Source organism: Sphingobium sp. CCH11-B1, from assembly GCF_001556865.1.
In the GTDB taxonomy this organism is placed as follows: Bacteria; Pseudomonadota; Alphaproteobacteria; order Sphingomonadales; family Sphingomonadaceae; genus Sphingobium.
The window spans coordinates 13400-31679 of the sequence record NZ_LSJY01000001.1; the positions used below are offsets into that span (position 1 = coordinate 13400).

The 18280-nt window shown below is 66.6% G+C and carries 15 protein-coding genes; 11 read left to right on the forward strand and 4 right to left on the reverse strand.

The genetic code is table 11. The features are described from left to right. Positions 1–16 precede the first annotated feature (16 nt). From AX724_RS00070 to AX724_RS00080, 3 genes are read left to right on the forward strand one after another with little or no spacing between them, the layout of a single operon-like run. A complete protein-coding gene (locus tag AX724_RS00070; RefSeq protein WP_066762082.1) occupies positions 17–382 on the forward strand; it encodes a PilZ domain-containing protein in 366 nt (121 codons plus the stop codon). 50 nt (positions 383–432) lie between these two features. Next, positions 433–3186: an ATP-dependent DNA helicase gene (locus AX724_RS00075; RefSeq protein ID WP_066762085.1), complete on the forward strand. Its 2754-nt coding sequence runs from the start codon at positions 433–435 to the stop codon at positions 3184–3186. Further along, positions 3183–3725: a SixA phosphatase family protein gene (locus tag AX724_RS00080; RefSeq protein ID WP_066762087.1), complete on the forward strand. Its 543-nt coding sequence runs from the start codon at positions 3183–3185 to the stop codon at positions 3723–3725. The genes AX724_RS00075 and AX724_RS00080 overlap by 4 nt, the downstream gene beginning before the upstream one ends. Before the next feature lie 60 nt (positions 3726–3785). On the opposite strand, the gene pip is transcribed toward AX724_RS00080, so the two are convergent. Further along, positions 3786–4727 carry a prolyl aminopeptidase gene (gene pip, locus AX724_RS00085; protein ID WP_066762333.1) on the reverse strand — a complete coding sequence of 314 codons (942 nt, stop codon included), beginning with the start codon at positions 4725–4727 and terminating at the stop codon, positions 3786–3788. Between the two features lie 176 nt (positions 4728–4903). Here pip and AX724_RS00090 point away from each other — a divergent pair, with 176 nt between their 5' ends. After that, positions 4904–7723 (forward strand): TonB-dependent receptor, encoded by a 2820-nt coding sequence (locus tag AX724_RS00090; protein ID WP_066762335.1) that lies wholly within the window; start codon positions 4904–4906, stop codon positions 7721–7723. A gap of 86 nt (positions 7724–7809) precedes the next feature. Then, entirely contained in the window at positions 7810–8724 is a 915-nt protein-coding gene (locus tag AX724_RS00095) for a bifunctional helix-turn-helix transcriptional regulator/GNAT family N-acetyltransferase (protein ID WP_156447956.1), read from the forward strand. 25 nt (positions 8725–8749) lie between these two features. On the opposite strand, the gene AX724_RS00100 is transcribed toward AX724_RS00095, so the two are convergent. Together AX724_RS00100 and dnaN are read right to left on the reverse strand one after the other, a co-directional pair. Further along, entirely contained in the window at positions 8750–11365 is a 2616-nt protein-coding gene (locus tag AX724_RS00100) for an EAL domain-containing protein (RefSeq protein WP_066762091.1), read from the reverse strand. A gap of 69 nt (positions 11366–11434) precedes the next feature. Then, positions 11435–12547: a DNA polymerase III subunit beta gene (dnaN, locus tag AX724_RS00105; RefSeq protein ID WP_066762094.1), complete on the reverse strand. Its 1113-nt coding sequence runs from the start codon at positions 12545–12547 to the stop codon at positions 11435–11437. A gap of 184 nt (positions 12548–12731) precedes the next feature. Between dnaN and AX724_RS00110 the strand changes: the two genes are divergently transcribed. The 4 genes from AX724_RS00110 (at position 12732) to AX724_RS00125 (ending at position 15915) form a co-directional block, all read left to right on the forward strand. Continuing rightward, positions 12732–13220, forward strand: coding sequence for a hypothetical protein (locus AX724_RS00110; RefSeq protein ID WP_066762338.1), 489 nt, complete (start codon positions 12732–12734; stop codon positions 13218–13220). A 35-nt stretch (positions 13221–13255) separates the two neighbouring features. Further along, positions 13256–14530 carry a 23S rRNA (adenine(2503)-C(2))-methyltransferase RlmN gene (gene rlmN, locus AX724_RS00115; RefSeq protein ID WP_443018615.1) on the forward strand — a complete coding sequence of 425 codons (1275 nt, stop codon included), beginning with the start codon at positions 13256–13258 and terminating at the stop codon, positions 14528–14530. A gap of 145 nt (positions 14531–14675) precedes the next feature. Beyond that, on the forward strand, positions 14676–15479 hold the full coding sequence (locus tag AX724_RS00120) for a YkgJ family cysteine cluster protein (RefSeq protein ID WP_156447957.1): 804 nt from the start codon (positions 14676–14678) through the stop codon (positions 15477–15479). A 13-nt stretch (positions 15480–15492) separates the two neighbouring features. Next, on the forward strand, positions 15493–15915 hold the full coding sequence (locus AX724_RS00125) for a hypothetical protein (protein ID WP_066762100.1): 423 nt from the start codon (positions 15493–15495) through the stop codon (positions 15913–15915). 69 nt (positions 15916–15984) lie between these two features. Here AX724_RS00125 and AX724_RS00130 read toward each other — a convergent pair whose 3' ends face one another. Beyond that, the gene (locus AX724_RS00130) at positions 15985–16494 is read right to left on the reverse strand and encodes a porin family protein (protein ID WP_066762102.1); all 510 of its coding nucleotides are present in this window, start codon (positions 16492–16494) and stop codon (positions 15985–15987) included. Between the two features lie 287 nt (positions 16495–16781). Between AX724_RS00130 and AX724_RS00135 the strand changes: the two genes are divergently transcribed. Continuing rightward, complete coding sequence (locus AX724_RS00135) at positions 16782–17516, forward strand: cytochrome b/b6 domain-containing protein (protein WP_443018616.1); 735 nt, start codon at positions 16782–16784, stop codon at positions 17514–17516. Next, on the forward strand, positions 17513–18259 hold the full coding sequence (locus AX724_RS00140) for a molybdopterin-dependent oxidoreductase (RefSeq protein WP_066762104.1): 747 nt from the start codon (positions 17513–17515) through the stop codon (positions 18257–18259). The genes AX724_RS00135 and AX724_RS00140 overlap by 4 nt, the downstream gene beginning before the upstream one ends. The last annotated feature ends 21 nt before the right edge of the window (positions 18260–18280 follow it).

Below are 18280 nucleotides of genomic sequence, written 5' to 3' on the forward strand. Positions count from 1 at the left end.
TTGGACAGGAGGTCTCATGCAGATCAAGCGTAGTCGCGAACGCATCATCGTCGACATCCCCATCGTCGTGACGACGGTGCTCGACAGCCTGGAAGGCACGATCGTCGACCTCAGCGAGGGCGGCGCGCAGATCGTCGGCTGCTCTCTTCCCGCGCGTTCGCAATGCCAGATCGATCTGGACGGCTATACCGTATTCGGCACGGTGCAATGGGCCGAAGAGGATCGCATGGGCATTCGCTTCCCCTATCTCCTGACTGACGGCCCGCTGTACGAGCGGCTGGAAATGGCGCGAGGCCGGCGGCATGCGCCCCCGCCCGCCCTGCGGCCCCGTCCCCAGATGGCTGCGCCCGTCATCGGGGGCTTTGGCCGACGGATGGCCTGACCCCCTTTTTTCCGGTTTCCCTTTTGTTCCCGCTGCCCTAGATCGGCGACGTGATCGACCCTGCAGACCTGCCCGCGCTTCACGCCAGCCATGGCGGCATCTGGCTGCGAGAGGAGGGCCGCACGCAGGGCCTCGCCAAGGGGCAGGCCATCGCCCGCGCGGCGGAAACGCCGGTGCTGCTGCTCAACGCGCCCTTGACCGGCCAGCGGCTCGGCTATCCCGAACTCAACGGTCTCGACCTGCTCGAACTCTGGGCCTTCATCCACCCCGCCCGCTTTCTGGTACCGACGCCCAAGGGGCTTGCGGCGGCGCTGGGGTTGGCCGCGCCCACCGAAGAGGGCGAGATTCCCGGCCTGCTGCAACAGGCGACGGCCGCGCTGCTGGCACGGATCGATGCCGCCGACTGGACGGAACGGGAGGGCGCATGGACCGCCGCCCAGTCGCTCCACCGGCTGCGTTGGGCCTGGTCGCCGCTCGTCGCGCCGCGCATCGCCCGGCCGCGGGAGGCGGAACGCTGGCTCTTCTCGAAACTGCCTGAATGGGAGGAGGCCCAGCCGCGCCCGGCCCCGCGCACGATCAGCCTGAGCGAGGATCAGGTGCTGGATCGGCTGGATCGGCTGACCGGCGCAGGCGCCGAACCCCGTCCCGGCCAGCGCGCCTATGCCGCCGCCGCCGCCGCCGCGTTCACGCCGCGCCGCCATCGCGATCAGCCCAACATGCTGCTGGCCGAAGCGGGGACCGGCATCGGCAAGACGCTGGGCTATCTCGCGCCCGCCTCGCTCTGGGCCGGGGAGGCGCAGGGCACCGTGTGGGTGTCGACCTATACAAAGGCGCTGCAGCGGCAACTCGACCGGGAATCGCTCCGCCTGTTCCCCGATGCCGCAATGGCCGCGCGGCGCGTGGTGGTGCGCAAGGGGCGGGAAAATTATCTCTGCCTGCTGAACCTTGAGGATGCGCTGCAGGGCGGTTTTTCGGGCCGCGCCGCGATCCTGGCGCAACTGGTCGCGCGCTGGGCCGCCTTTTCCAAGGATGGCGACATGGTGGGCGGGGACCTGCCCGGCTGGCTGCCCACCCTCTTCCGCCGCAACGGATCGACCGCGCTGACCGACCGGCGGGGCGAATGCATCTATGCCGGCTGCCCCCATTATCGCAAATGCTTCATCGAGCGTTCGGCGCGGGCGAGCGCGGATGCGGACATCGTCATCGCCAACCATGCGCTGGTGATGATCAACGCCGCGCGGGGGCGGGAAACCGGCCAGCGACCGCAGCGGATCATCTTCGACGAAGGCCACCACCTGTTCGACGCGGCCGATTCGACCTTTTCGGTCGCGCTGTCGGGGCAGGAGGCAATCGAACTGCGCCGATGGATCATGGGACCCGAAAACGGATCGCGCGGGCGGCGGCGTGGCCTTGCCGCCCGCCTCTCCGACCTGGCGAGCTATGACGAGGAAGGCGGCCAGGCGATCCGCGCGGCGATCGACGCGGCGCAGGCGCTGCCCGCCGACGAGTGGCTGAAGCGCGTGGTCGCGGGTGAACCGTTCGGACCATTGGAGGCGCTGTTCGCCGCCGTGCGCGGCACCGTCTATGCGCGCGCCGCCGACGCTGGCGAGGCGGACGCCGGCTACGGGCTGGAGACCGAACTGGCGGAACCGGACGGCACGCTGGTCGAAGCGGCGCAGGAGGCCGCACTGGCGCTCGATGCGCTCATCAAGCCGCTCGTCCGCCTCGCCCGGCGGCTGGAGGCGGTGATCGAGGACGCGCCCGACTGGCTGGACGGCGCGGCACGGGCGCGGATCGAGGGCGCGGTGGCGTCGCTCGGCTGGCGGCGCGACCTGATCGCGGCCTGGCTGGCGCTCCTCGCCCGGATCGGCGGGCCGGCGGACCCTGACTTTGTCGACTGGATGACGGTGGACCGCATCGAGGGACGGGAGTTCGACATCGGCCTTCACCGGCATTGGCTCGATCCCACGCGTCCGCTCGCCGAAACCGTGCTGAAGCCCGCGCAGGGGGTGATCGTCACCTCCGCGACGCTGAAGGGCGGGGGCGAGTGGGACAATGCCGCCGCGCGCAGCGGAGCGGCCCATCTCCCCCACGGCGCGGAGCAGTTCGAGGCGGCGAGCCCATTCGACTACCCCGACCGCGCCGAGGTGCTGATCGTCACCGACATCAAGCGTGGCGACATCGCCGCGCTGTCGGGCGCCTATGCCCGGCTGATCGAGGCGGCGGGCGGCGGCACGCTCGGCCTCTTCACCGCGATCCGCCGGCTGCGCGCGGTTCATGCCCGCATCGCCGACAGGCTGGCGCGCGGCGGATTGCCACTCTACGCCCAGCATGTCGATCCGATGGATACCGGCACGCTGGTCGACATCTTCCGCGACGATCCGCGCGCTTCGCTGCTTGGCACCGACGCCTTGCGGGATGGCGTGGACGTGCCCGGCCATTCGCTGCGCCTCGTGGTCATGGAGGGCGTGCCCTGGTCCAAGCCCACCGTGCTGCATGCCGCGCGCAGGTTGGCAGGGGGCGGCAATGCCTATGACGACCGGCTGATCCGCGCGCGCCTCGCGCAGGCGTTCGGCCGGCTCATCCGCCGCGCGGAGGACAAGGGGCAGTTCGTCATCCTGTCCGCCGCCATGCCCAGCCGCCTGCTCAGCGCGTTTCCACCCGGCACGCCGGTGCGCCGCGTGACGCTGGACGAAGCCATCATCGCGGTCAGCGGACAGGCGCGCGATCAATCGCTTGGCGCACCGGCCGCTTTGGGGCATCAGGGATTCGAATCCGGCCCGCCCCGACAGGAGATCGAATGAAGCGCCTCACCCTGTTGCGCCACGCCAAATCGGATTGGGACGATCCGGTCGCGCGCGACTTCGACCGGCCGCTCAACCGGCGCGGGGAGAAGGCGGCGCGACTGATGGGCGAACATGCCGCGCGCAAGGAGATGCGGTTCGACCTGCTGGTCGCGTCGCCCGCGGTGCGGGTGGTGCAGACGCTGGAAACCTTCTTCGCGGGCTATGGCGAGACGCTGGAGACGCACTGGGACCGGCGCATCTATCTCGCCTCCGCCCCGACCTTGTGCGATGTCGTGCGCGACCTTCCCGACAGCGCGGACAATGTGCTGATGGCGGGGCACAATCCGGGATTCGAGGAGCTGATCCTGGAGTTGGTGCCGGACGATGGCGCAAGCCCGCTGCGCGACGATATCGAAACCAAATTCCCGACCGCCAGCCTTGCCGTGCTCGACCTTCCCATCGACCGCTGGGCCGAAGCGCGCGCCAGCATCGCCACGCTGGCGAGCTTCACCCGCCCCCGCGATCTCGACCCTGCGCTGGGACCGGGCGGGCGCTAGGCCGTCATCCGTTCGATCGGCCGCCTTCGGCCTGAGTAGCCCCCCGAATGCCCGCCGCCGCTAGGCGGCAAACCCATCCGTCGCGCGGATGAGCGCATCCAATATGCCCGGCTCATTATAGGCATGGCCCGCGCCCTCGATCATCTCGAAGCGCGCCTGCGGCCAGGCGCGGTGCAACGCCCAGGCGGTTTCGGCCGGACAGGCCATGTCGTAGCGGCCCTGCACGATCACGCCGGGAATGTCCGCCAGCCGCCCGGCGTCCCGCAGCAGCTGCCCCTCCTCCAGCCAGCCGCCATGGGTGAAGTAATGATTTTCGATCCGCGCGAAGGCGAGCGCGAAATCGTCGGCGTCATGCGTGGCGGACAAGGATGGATCGGGCAGCAGGCGGATCGTTTCGCCTTCCCACACGCTCCACGCGCGCGCCGCCGCCAGTTGCGCCGCGCGGTCGTCGCCGGTCAGGATGCGTCGGTAGGCGGCGACCAGGTCGCCACGCTCGTCCGGCGCGATCGGGGCTATGAACCGCTCCCATTTATCGGGATAGATGCGGCTCGCGCCCTCCTGATAATACCAGTCGATCTCTCGCGCGCGGACCGTGAAGATGCCGCGCAGCACCAGTTCGGTGACGCGATCCACGTGCGCCTGCGCATAGGCGAGCGCGAGCGTCGATCCCCAGCTGCCACCGAACACCAGCCACCGTTCGACGCCCATCATCTCTCGCAGGCGCTCGATATCGGCGACCAGATGCCAGGTCGTGTTGGCATCCAGGCTGGCGTGGGGTGTGGACCGGCCGCAGCCGCGCTGGTCGAACAGCAGCACGTCATAGCGCGCGGGATCGAATAGGCGACGATGATCGGGCGAAATGCCGCCGCCTGGGCCGCCGTGCAGGAATATGGCCGGCTTCGTGCCCGGCGTACCGGCCCGTTCCCAGTAGAGGGCGTGGCCGTCCCCCACATCCAGTTGGCCGGACGCGTAGGGATCGATGGGCGGGTAGAAGATACGCATGGCCATCCTTCTATGGCGCACGCCCGCGTCCGGCCAGCCTCTTTCCCGTCCCGGCCATCAACGGTTCAGTTGCGCCGTTACATCTTGCGACAGTTTTGCCTGGCCTTTGCCAATATCCTGCGACAAGTGGCGGCTAGGCCGGGACCATCATCTTGTTTCTGTTCGGGGGGTTTTCCGTGCGTCGATCCGCAACCGTTTTCCTGCTTCCCTTCTTTCTTGGCGCCGCGCCCGGCGCGTTGCTGGCACAGGAACGCCCGCAGGGTCAGCCGCAGGGCGGCGCTGCGACCCCGGATGAGGATGAGATCGTCGTCACCGGCCAGCCGCTGCGCGGATCGGTGATCGGCAATATCCAGCCCGAACAGTCGCTGGGGGCGGCGGACGTGCGCGCGCTGGGCGTCACCTCCATCGCCGAACTCGTCACCGAACTTGCGCCCCAAACCAACGGGACGCCGGTCATCCTGCTGAACGGCAAGCGCATTTCGAGCTTTTCCGAAATTCAGGACATCCCGTCCGAAGCCATTGCCCGCGTCGACATCCTGCCGGAACAGGTCGCCCTGTCCTATGGCTACGCACCGACGCAGAAGGTGGTGAACATCGTGCTGCGCGAACGATTCCGCGCGGAAACCGTGCAGCTGCGCGGTGGCACGACGACGCAGGGCGGGCGGGACAGCGGTACGGCGGAAGGCGGCATGCTGCGCATTCGCGGCGACAACCGCTTCAGCCTGAACCTGGAGTATGACCGCGCCGCCGACCTGCTGGAAAACGAACGGGGCATCGTGTCGGCTGCGCCCGGTCGCCCCTATGCGATCGACGGAAACGTCACGTCGACCATAGCGGGCGGGCAGATCGATCCAGCGCTGTCCGCGCTGGCGGGTCAGCCCGTGACGGTGGCTGCCGTTCCCGCCAGCGCGGCCGGCGCGCCACCATCCCTCGCCAGCTTCGTCGCCGGCGCGAACGCGCCGCAGATAAGCGACGTCACCCGCTATCGCACGCTCAGCCCCGCCACGGAGAGCTTTGCCGCCAACGCCACCCTGGCCCGCGCGCTGGGCGGCGTGTCAGCGACATTGAACGGCCGGCTGCAACTGTCCGACAGCGATTCGCTCCAGGGCCTGTCGCAGGCGGCGCTGACCCTGCCGGGCGGCAGCCCCTTCTCCCCCTTCGCCAGCGACGTGACGCTGTACCGCTATCTGATGCAGCCCGGCGCTCTGCAACAGCAGGTGCGCAGCAATACCGGCCATGTCGGACTGACGCTGAACGGCGGGCTGGGCAGCGGCTGGCAATGGTCCTTCACCGGCAATGGCGACCTGTCGATCACCACCACGCGCACCGATCGCGGCGTGGCGACGGGCGCGATCCAGTCGGCGATCGAAGCCGGCGACCCGACGGTCAATCCCTATGGCGCCTTCGCCGACACGCTGTTGGGCACACGCGTCGTCGATACCGCGCGGGCGAAAAGCCAGGCGTTGCAGGGCGACCTGCTGATCAGCGGATCGCCCTTCGACCTGCCCGCCGGCAAGGTCACGACATCGATCCGGGTCGGCGCGTCGGCCAACGGCTTTTCCAGCCGGTCGCTGCGCGGAGGCATCGCCACCAGCACTGATTATAACCGGGAGATCGGCAGCGGCCAGATCAGCGTCGACCTGCCGATCACCAGCCGGTCGCGCGCCGTGCTTGGCGCGGTCGGCGACATCAGCGTCAATGTGAATGCGGCGGCACAACATTATTCGGACTTCGGCACGCTTTCCACGCTGGGCTATGGCCTGCGCTGGAAGCCGGTGGCCGCCGTGCAGATACTGGCGTCGGCCAATCAGGATCGCGCCGCCCCCACCGGCGCGCAAATCACCGACCCCCTGATTGCCACGCCTAACCTGTCGGTATTCGACTATGCGACGGGCCAGACCGTCTTCGTGACGCAGCTATCGGGTGGCAACGCGGCCCTGCGCGAAAGCGTGCGCGACCAATTCCGGCTGACGGCAACGGTGAAGCCGTTCGAAAAACCGAACCTGACGCTGACCGCCACCTATCTCAACAGCCGCACCCGCAACCCGATCTTCGCCTTCCCCACGCCTACGCCTGCGTTGGAGGCCGCCTTCCCGCAGCGCTTCCTGCGCGACGCGGACGGCAATCTGCTCCAGATCGACGCGCGCCCGCTCAACTTCCTGCGCGCGCAGAGCGAACAGCTGCGCTGGGGCTTCGATCTTTCGATCCCGCTCAAGTCGCACATCCAGAAAGTGATCGAGGCGTGGCGCGCCGCCGGGTCGAAGCCGGAGGATCGTCCCAAGGAACTGGACGACATCCGCGCCGTCTTCATGCGCGGCCGACAGCAGCAGCAACGGCAGGAAGGCGACGCCCCTCCCCCACCCCCGCCCGGCGACGGTGCGGGCCAGGGCGGCGGGCGCGGCGCGAGCGCAGGGCCAGGCGGCGGCTTTCGGGGTCCTCCCGGCGGCGGCTTTGGCGGCGGGCCGGGCGGCGGCGGTGGCGGGCGGCTGAGCTTCAGCCTCTACCATACCTGGCACTTTACCGAGAATATCCTGATCGCGCCCGGCATCGCCCCGCTCGACCTGCTGAACGGGGACGCCACCGGATCGTCGGGCGGCCAGCCCCGGCACGAGCTTCAGGCACGCGTGGGATACAGCAATAATGGCATCGGTGCGCGGCTGGGCGTCGACTGGGAAAGCGGCACGCATGTCGACGGCGCGCTGGGCGGCAACAGCCGGCTCGAATTCGGCAGCCTCGCCACGGTGGACCTGCGACTGTTCGCCAATTTCGGCCAGATGCCAAGCCTGGTGAAGCAGGTGCCCTTCCTGCGCGGCGCGCGGGTGCAGGTCAGCGTCGACAATCTCTTCAACCAGCGCCGGGACGTGACGGACGCCGCCGGCATGACACCGCTGCGCTACCAGCCCGGCTATCTGGACCCGCTTGGGCGGAGCATATCGATCAGTTTCCGCAAGCTGTTCTCCCCCAACTTCGGGGCTGCGCGGGGATCGCGGGGTTAGGCGATTGTTCGCGCGATCCCGCATGCGAAGAGCACTGCCATGTAAAATCAGTTGACTCAGTCAACTATATGGCGTTTTCCTTTGGCATGGACACCGCCATTGAATCGATCCGAAGCTTCAACCGCTTCTTCACCCGCCATGTCGGCGCGATCGACACGCGCTTTCTCGACACCGACATCACCCTGCCCGAAGCGCGGCTGTTGTTCGAGATCGCGAAACGAGAGCCGGTCGCCGCGCAGATATTGCAGGCCGAACTGGGCATTGATCGCGGCTATCTCAGCCGTGTGATCGCCCGCTTCGAACAGAGGGGATGGATCAAGCGGGATCGTAGCGAAGGGGATGGCCGCATCCGCTCGATCCGTCTTACGGCGGAAGGGCGCACAGCGTTCGAGCAGATCGACAAGCGCCAGCGCGCGGCTGTCGCGCAGGATCTGGCCCCGCTTGCCGACCTTGAACGCGACGAACTCGTCCAGGCTCTGACGAAGGCGCGCCTCCTCCTCGATCCGCACGCGCCGATGGATGTCGTCATCCGAGCGGCGCGGACAGGAGAGGCCAGCCAGGTCGCGGCGCGGCAATCGATTCTCTATGCCGCAAGCCATGGCTGGGGCCGCGGCCTGGAAGTTGTGGAAGCAGAGACCGTCGCCGCATTCCTGCGCGACTTCAAGCCGGGACGGGAGCAATGCTGGATCGCCGATCTGGCAGGCGTGATGGCGGGTGCCGTGTTCCTGACCGACGAAGGCGACGGAACGGCGCGCCTGCGCCTGCTGCATGTAGAGCCGTTCGCCCGCCGTCGGGGGATTGGCGACGCGCTGGTGCGCAACTGCATCCAGTTCGCGCGCGAGGTCGGCTATGACCGGATCATGCTCTGGACCCACACGGTGCTGGATGCCGCGCGCCGCATCTACGCCCGGCACGGCTTCGAATGCATCGATGTCGAGACCCACGACAAGTTCGGCGATCCCGTGCAGGGAGAGACGTGGCGCCTGACGCTGAGGGGATAAGCAGCGGTGCCGGGGTCGATTGGGCCTAGCTCGCCGCGACCCTCGGCGCGGCGCGCAGGCTGCGCAGGTCGATCGCGCCTGCGAACTCCACGCCGGTGCGGTCGTCCCTCGACCAGCGCGCGGTCGCGTTGACGAACTGGTTTTCCGAGACCTCGATGGCGAAGAGCGTGCCTGCAGGCACGTTCCACAGCCCCTCGATCAGCGCGCCGGTGGCGGAGATGTTGCGGATGCGCCCGGTATAGACATGGCCGTCATGATGGATGGCGACGGTGCGCAACATCTTCTTGCGGTCAGGCCGGCTGGATTTGAACCCCTCCGCGGACGCGGCCGTGCCGGCGCTCTGCTGGCGCGCGAGCACGTCCGCCATCGGCATGGGCCGTCCATAGACATAGCCCTGGATATGGCTGCAACCCAGCTGACGGATCAGGTCGAGTTCGTCCTGCGTCTCCGCGCCTTCCGCCGTCGTGTCCATGCCCAGCGCCTCGGCCAGGCTGACGATCGCCTTGATGATCGCGCTGTTCCGGCTGCCCTTCGCAGCGGCACCGCGCACGAAACTCTGGTCGATCTTGATCTTGTCGAACGGCGCTTTCTTCAGATAGCCGAGCGAGGAATAGCCGGTGCCGAAATCGTCGAGCGCGAGGCGCACGCCAATGGCCTTCAACCGGGCGAACATGGCGTCCGTGCCGTCGTCGTCGTTCAGGAAGACGCTCTCGGTAATCTCCAGCTCCAGCCGTTCGGGCGCTAGCTGGGACGCGGCCAGCGCGCCCATGACGGTGGACGGGAATCCCGGATTGGCGAACTGGGTCGGCGACACGTTCACCGCCACGCGAATGCCGTCCTGCCACTGGGCGGCGTCACGGCAGGCGGTGCGCATCACCCATTCGCCGATTTGCGCGATCAGGCCGGTATCCTCCGCGATCGGCACGAAGATCGCGGGCGAGATCGCGCCGCGCACGGGATGGGTCCAGCGCAGCAACGCCTCGTAGCCGGTCACCTGTTCGGTCTTCGAAGACACGACCGGCTGGTACACCAGATGCAGGCCGTCGGTGACGAGCGCCTGACGCAATTCCTGTTCCAGCTGCCGCCGATCCTCCGCATCGGCGTGCATGTCCGACGAATAGAAGCGGTGGACGCCGCGCCCGTCGCCCTTGGCGGCATAAAGGGCCAGGTCAGCGTTGCGGATCAGCGCGTCGGCCGTGACCCCATCCTGCGGGGCGCTACTGATACCGATGGACACGCCGATCACGACAGCGGTGCCTTCGATCATATAGGGCTGCGACACATCGCTGATGATCGCCTGCGCCAGGTGGGACAGCAGCTTTGCGTCGTGCCCTCCAGGCAGCAGGATCTTGAATTCGTCCCCTCCCTGGCGACCGACCAGCCCCTTGTCGCCCACCACAGCCTGCAGGCGCTGGCTCACCTGGCGCAGCAACGCGTCGCCCGCCGGATGGCCCAAAGAGTCGTTGACGCTCTTGAACCGGTCCAGATCGAGCATCAGCAGCGCGCATTCGCCGGGCTTGCCGTGGCGGCTGGCGACTGCCTGTTCCAGCGACCGCAGCATCTGGATGCGGTTGGCAAGGCCCGTCAGGCTGTCATACTGCGCCAGCCGGGTGACTTCCGCCTGGCTACGGCGCATTTCGGTGAGGTCGGTGCCGGAACCACGAAAGCCGTGAAACTGGCCATATTCGTTGAACACCGGCTGGCCGGAGATGGACCACCAGCGTTCCTCGTCCTTGGCCAGGGCGGCGCAGACGGGGATATCCGAAAAGCCGGTGCGCGCCGACAGGTGGAAGCCCAGCGTCCGCTCGCCATCGCCCTGCTTCTTGTCGCCGGGCCGAACGATGTCCGTAATGGGCCGGCCGATCAGCGCGTCGGCCGACAGTTTCAACGTCCGGGCCAGCGGATCGGAGATGTAGGTCAGGCACCCCTGCCGATCCGTTTCCCAGAACCAGCCTCGACCGCTCCGCTCATGTTCCTGCAGCAGCCGGTCGGATCGTTGCGCGCGCAGTTCCCGCCGGTGCCGGTCTATTGCGTGCTGGCGGTCGTGCATCGCCTGGCGCAGCGTAGCGACCAGCATGACGATGATGCAACTTAGGAGGAGCCCGATTTGCGCCAGGTTCGCTTTTCCGACAGCGGAAACGATCAGCGCGCCGGCAAAATAGCTGATCCCCAGTAGACGGCGATTGCCGAAAAGACTCGCCGCGAGCAGGGAAACGGCAAATTCCGGCACGGCGGCCAGGAACAGCGCGTCGGTCGCCGCGGGCGGCTGTTGCGACAACCACAAGCTGAAGGTCAGACCCGACAGAAAAACGGCCGGCAACATCGTCCAGTTCTGGAGATGGGGCTTCAGGCCCTGGAACCAGCCGGTCCGCGGCACGGTCATCAGGACGACGTCGATCGTCAGCATGGCGGCAAAGATGCCCAGCGAAACCGCGCCGCCCGACAGCGGCGACAGGCTGAGGAGCAGCGATATGCAGAGTTTCGCCAGCAGGATGAGCGACCACAGGCGCGCAATGTACGTGAAGGCGCCGGAAATCCAGAAAGGGGAAACTTCGGTCCCACTCTCCGCGAGACCGAGCGCGACCATGAGCGTCATCGGACGGGTCGGCGTGTCAGTGACGGAGGCGCGCAGCAGGGACATGGCCCTGCCTTAGCCAGAACTCCTTGCCAGAGAATTACTTAGCAGCGAAAATGGATGGACGGGTTTGGCTCAAACGCGCATCGGCATGAGCACGTACAGCGCGGGGCTATCGTCACTCTCGCGGATCAGCGTCGGCGCGGCCGCGTCGGCCAGGTGCAGCTCGACGAGATCACTGTCTATCTGCCCCAATATGTCGAGCAGATAGCGCGCGTTGAAGCCGATATCGAACCCTTCGCCCTGGAAAGCGCCGGGCACTTCTTCCGCCGCCGTACCGTTTTCAGGGCTGGTGACGGACAGGGTGATGCGGTCCTTGTCGAGGCTCATTTTGACCGCGCGGGTCTTTTCCGTCGCGATCGTGGCGACGCGATCCACGCCATCCTCGAAACTGCGCGGATCGATCTTCAACAGTTTGTCGTTGGCGGTCGGGATGACGCGGCTATAATCGGGGAAGGTGCCATCGATCAGCTTGCTGGTCAGGATCGCGCTGCCCAGGCCAAAGCGGATTTTGCTGGCGGACAGGCTGATCTGGACCGACCCTTCGACCTCATCCAGCAACTTGCGCAGTTCGCCGATGCATTTGCGCGGCACGATGATGCCCGGCATGCCTTCCGCGCCGTCCGGGCGGCTCACGGTGACGCGGGCAAGGCGATGGCCGTCAGTGGCTGCCGCCTTGAGCACCGGCTCCGATTCTTCGGACACATGGAAATAGATGCCGTTCAGATAGTAGCGCGTTTCTTCGGTCGAAATGGCGAAGCGCGTCTTGTCGATGATCTGCTTCAGCGTCTCGGCCGGCAGCTCGAACTGAGTCGGCAGGTCGCCTTCGGCGATGACAGGGAAGTCGTCGCGCGGCAGGGTCGACAGGTTGAAACGCGCGCGCCCCGCCTGGATCAGCATCTTGCCCTCGGCCGCGTGCAGCGACACCTGGCTTCCCTCGGGCAGCTTGCGGGCGATGTCGAACAGCGTATGCGCCGAAATGGTGGTCGATCCGGCCTGTTCCACCTGCGCCGCGACGCTTTCCACCACCTGCAGGTCGAGGTCGGTCGCCATCAGCTTGATCGCGCCGTCTATCGACGCCTCGATCAGCACGTTGGACAGGATGGGAATCGTGTTCCGCCGCTCTACCACCGATTGGACGTGGCTCAGGCTCTTGAGGAGCGTTGCGCGTTCGATGGTGGCCTTCATGTCCCTGTTCTGTCCGTTCTGTTGTAAGTGGCTTCTATGGACCCGGTCGAATCCCGCCGACAATGATGGATGCTTCTTCATAACCGCTGTTGCGGCCCCTGCAAGCGGGCCCTTTCGGCTTTTGAAAGTCGCCCCTGCCATGGCAAGGGTTGCAAAAGGGTAAGGCTTGCGCTTTGCCGGTGCGATGCGCGCCATCTTCCTCCTGCCCATATGCGCCCTGTCGTTCGCCGGCGCGGCTGCGGCGCGCGATTCGCTGGGCATCTTCGACAGCTGGGGGGCCTTTCGCGACCCTCGGGAGCCGCGCTGCTATGCCATCGCACAGCCGATCCTGCCATCCGGCCAAACGCCCAAGGGCTTTGCCTCGGTCGGAACCTGGCCGCGCCAGCGGGTGCGGGGCCAGGTGCATTTCCGGCTGAGCCGGACGCGCAGGAGCGATGCGCCCGTGCTGCTGAAGGTCGGCGAGCGCCGCTTCACCCTGGTGGCGGGCCAGATGGATGCCTGGGCCGCGGACGCGCGATCGGACGCGCAGATCATCGCGGCGATGCGCTCCGCCACAGGCATGAGCATCGCCAGCGTCGGCGCGAACGGGCGCGGCTTTGCTGACAATTATGCGCTGCGCGGCGCGGCCACCGCAATCGATGCCGCGGCGCTGGGCTGCGCGCGGCTGCGCTGACGCGAGACGCCTTTAAAAAAGCCGCGAAATCGACTATGTGCGCGGCCATGCAGACATCCGCCAGCCCCCTGATGCCGATTCCCGGCGCTATCGATCCTGTGCCCGTGCCGCGCGCCGTCACCCCGCGCGAAGACGGTCGCACCGACCTGATGGGTCTGTCGCGTCCGCAGATAAAGGCGGCGTTCGAGGAAGCCGGGCTGGATGCCAAAGCCGCCAAGCTGCGCTCCAAGCAGGTATTCCACTGGCTCTATCATCGCGGCGTCACCGATTTCGAGTCGATGACCGACCTTGCCAAGCCGATGCGCGGCTGGATGGCGGAGCGGTTCGTCGTCGGCCGGCCCGAGGTGGTGGAGGCGCAGGTGTCGAGCGACGGCACGCGCAAATGGCTGCTCCGCTCCGACGACGGGCAGGATTATGAGATGGTGTTCATCCCCGACGCGGACCGGGGGACGCTGTGCGTTTCCAGCCAGGTCGGCTGCACCCTGAACTGCAGCTTCTGCCACACCGGGACCATGCGACTCGTCCGCAACCTGACGCCGGGCGAAATCGTGGGTCAGGTGATGCTGGCGCGCGACGCGCTGGGCGAATGGCCAAAGGGCAGCATGGCATCGGCCAATGATGACGAGGAAAGCGACGAGGCGTCGCACTATACCTCCGACGGGCGGATGCTGACCAATATCGTGATGATGGGCATGGGCGAGCCGCTGTATAATTTCGACCATGTGCGCGATGCGCTCAAGGTCGTGATGGACGGCGACGGCCTTGCGCTGTCGAAGCGGCGCATCACCCTGTCCACCTCCGGCGTCATCCCGATGATGGCGCGCGCGGGTGAGGAAATCGGCGTCAACCTGGCTGTCTCGCTCCATGGCGTGACCAAGGCTGTGCGCGACGAGCTTGTGCCCTTGAACCGCAAGTTCGGGATCGAGGAGCTTCTCGCCGCCTGCGCCGCCTATCCGGGCGCGAACAATGCCCGGCGCATCACGTTCGAATATGTGATGATCAAGGACAAGAACGACAGCGACGAGGATGCGCGCGAGCTGGTCCGCCTGCTGCGCCACTACAAGCTGCCGGCGAAGGTCAACCTCATCCCCTTCAATCCCTGGCCGGGCACCGACTATGAATGTTCGACGCCCGAGAGGATCCGGCGCTTTTCCGACATCGTGTTCGAAGGCGGCATCAGCGCGCCGGTCCGCACGCCGCGCGGCCGCGACATCATGGCTGCGTGCGGACAGCTGAAATCCGCCAGCGAGAAGAAGAGCAAGGCCGAGATGAAGCGCCTTGCCGAGGAGAAGCAGGCCGCGCTCGGCTGATCGGCCTTTCGTGGGCGTCTTGACCTCCTCGGGAAAACCCGGCCTTAGCGAAACGGACGTGCGGGGATTTCAAGAAGGAAACCCGTACGCCGGAACAGGGTGACGCACGGGGCGGCTTCCTCTTCCACATACCGGGCCCGCGTCTATGTCCATGCCTTCGCCTGCCATTGCTGAGGCGGCCTTGCCGTTGCGCTTTTCCTGCACGGCCTGCGGCAAATGCTGCCACGGTCTGCGGCTGCTGCTCAGCCTGTCCGAAGCCATCGACTGGCTGGACCATGGCGGGCGCGTGGAATTGCTCTGCGACGCCGGACCCGACCTTTCCTTCCCGGAGGCGTCGGGCGAGGCCTATCGCGCCGCGCGCGCCGTCCCGGCGACCAGCGGCGCGCTGCCCGTGACCGTTGCCGTGCTGCCGACCGCCGTGTTCGACGGTCCCTGCCCCAATCTCCTGCCCGACATGCGTTGCGGCGCCTATGACCGGCGCCCCAATGCCTGCCGCATCTATCCGGCGGAAATCCGTCCCGACCGGCAGATTGTGCCCACCCAGAAACTATGCCCGCCCGACGCCTGGGGCGGCGCGCAGCCCGTCTTTTCCGACCCGGTGGAAGGCATTGCCGACCCCGTGACAAAGGTCGCGATCGACCGAGCCCGGTTGGCAGGCATTGGCGACGTCGCGCTCAAGGCGCGGCTGCTGGCGCGGCTGGGCATCGATCAGGTCGCGCTCAGCAACGAAGGCTATGCTGTATGGCAGCCCGAGCCGGAGCGGCTGCTGGACGCCTTGCGCGCCGTACGGGACGAAGCGCCGCCGGCCGACGCGCCGCCGATCCGGGTCGAGATCGTGTCGCCGCGCGAAGCGACACGGCAGATGATCGCCGAGGCGCAAGGAGCCGACGCCTTACCCGACCCTGCCCGCGGCTATATCTACCTGCCGCTTTTCGCTGACGAACCCTGATCCGGACCGAAGCATGACCGACGAAGAGATGGAGGAACTGGCCCGCGCCTTTTGCGCCTGCACGCTGCCCAAGGAACGCTGGACCCATGGCGCGCATTTCGCGACCGCTTTATGGCTGATCCTGCGTCGCGCCGACATCGTGCCGGAACGCGACATGCCCGGCCTCATTCGTCGCTACAATGAAAGCGTGGGCGGGGTGAACAGCGCCACGGCCGGCTATCATGAGACGATCACGCAGGCTTCGCTGCATATGGCGCGGACGATGCTCGCCAGCCTGCCGGCGAAGGTTGCGCCGTCGGCGGCCTTCGCGGCACTGATGGCCTCGCCGCTGGGCGACAAGGACTGGCTGTTCACCTATTGGACGCGCGAGCGGTTGATGTCGGCTGAGGCGCGCGGGAACTGGGTGGAACCGGATATCCGGCCGCTTACGCCATAGGAAAAGGGCGGCCCCTCGCAGGACCGCCCTTTCCTTCTTCCGATCGGCCGTTCTTCCGATCGAACCGAATCAGAAGCGATAGCCGACGCCGACGATCGCCGCGTCGCGACCGCCGAAATTGTCTTCATATTCGCTGCGCTGATATTCGGCCGAGATATAGGTGCGCGGCGTCACCGCATATTCCAGGCCACCGCCATAGCGCACGCCCTCGAGCGAGGTGTGGGCCGCGCCGGCTTCGATGCGGGCGTTGGTGTAGCCGACCTTGCCGAACGCCAGGATCTGGGGGGTCACGACATAGCCGGCGCGCAGCGAAGCGGCGATTTCACGGCTGGCGTGGAAGCCCTGACCATCGATAGTGGAATCGCCCAGCGACACTTCGGGGCCGACGGTGACGCGCGGCGTGAGCGCAAGGTCATAGCCGGCGGTCACGCCATAGGCGAAACCGTCTTCACCCTGCGTCTTGTCCCAACCCATCGTGACGCCCGCGCGCGGCCCGGTGAAAGGCGCGGCGTCCTGAGCGAAAGCAGGAGCAGACAGAGCGGAGGCAGCAGCAATCGCTGCGAAAATCACAGTCTTCATAAAGTCCTCGATATTTATCTAGTCGCCGTTATTGAGACATTCATCCGGCGTTCATGTTAGATGCCAAGTGCATGCATAGATTGACTATACAACGCCCTCTTATTCTTACTGTCCTCTTACATTAGGTTCAGCAGATATGATCTGCATCAGGATCATGGACAGCCATCTAGGGTGCGGATTTTAGGTTGCAAAGGGGCACTCAATCTATTTTTTTAATTTAGGTCATTGTGTTGCAAATCCGTGACAGGGAAGGCGGTGTTGCTTTCCTGTTGGATGGCGCCGCGGAAATGGCTAGGCTGACGACCATGGACAGCGTCTCCAACAGCAGCAGGACGGTCCGCCGGCATCGCTTGTCGACCCGGCTCTGGCACTGGCTCAACGCGCTGCTTCTCTACATCCTCTTCACCAGCGGCCTTGGCATCTTCAATGCTCATCCGCGCCTCTATTGGGGCCAATATGGCGCGAACTTCGATCCCGCATGGCTGGTGCTGGAGCGGTTTCCGGGCTGGATCACCCTGCCCGCCCACTACAGCCTGGCGATGTCGCGCCATTGGCATCTTGCCGCTGCGCCGCTCTTCGCCTTCGCGCTGCTCGGCTACATGATCTGGAGCCTCGCCAACCGCCATGTGCCGCGCGATCTGGCGCTCACCCGACCGGACCTGAAGCCTCGCCATGTCTGGCAGGATGTGAAGGACCATGCCCGGTTGCGCTTCCCGACCGGGGAGGCCGCGCTGCGCTACGGCACGTTGCAGAAGGCCAGCTATATCGGCATCATCTTCGTTGCGCTTCCCGTGCTGATCCTCAGCGGCCTCACCATGTCGCCGGGCATGAACGCGGCCATGCCATGGCTGCTGGACCTGTTCGGCGGGCGGCAGTCGGCGCGGTCCATCCATTTCATCATGGCCTTCGCCCTCCTGGCCTTCTTCCTGGTCCATATCCTGATGGTGCTGCTGTCGGGCCCGTTGAACCAGCTGCGCGGCATCGTCACCGGCCGCTACCGGGTGCCGGAGGATCGGGCATGATGATCGCTCGCCGGGCGCTGCTGTTGGGCGCGACCGCCACGCTTGCCGGCTGCGACCGGCTGGCGGCGAACGCGCGGTTCCGCGACGTGCTTTTTTCCGCCGAGAATTTCCACAAATGGGCGCAGCGCAGCCTGATGGCGCGGGACGCGCTGGCCACCGAATATCGCCCCGACCAAATTTCCCCCATCTTCCGCGCGAACGGAACCGCCAATCCCAACACGCCCGATTACAAGGCGTGGTGGCGCGGCGGCTTTGCCGACTGGCGGCTGCGCGTCGACGGGCATGTGGCGCGTAACCTGTCGCTGTCGCTGTCTCAGTTGCGCACGCTCCCCCACCGCGAACAGATCACGCGGCATGATTGCGTCGAAGGGTGGAGCGCGATCGGCAAGTGGCGCGGCGTGCCGCTTAAGACGGTCCTGGAGGCCGCCGGCCTGCGCCCCGGCGCGCGCTACATCGTCCTGCATTGCGCCGACAGGATGGGCAACGGCCAGCCCTATTATGAAAGCATCGATCTGGTCGATGCCTTTCACCCGCAGACGATCCTCGCCTTCGCGCTCAACGACCGGCCTTTGTCGGTCGCCAACGGCGCGCCGCTGCGGCTGCGGGTGGAGCGGCACCTGGGCTACAAGCAGGCCAAATATCTGACACGAATCGAAGCGGTGGAAAGCCTGTCCACCATCGGCCGCGGCAAGGGCGGCTACTGGGAAGATCATGCCGGATACGACTGGTATGCCGGAATTTGACGCCAGCGAAACGACCTGACA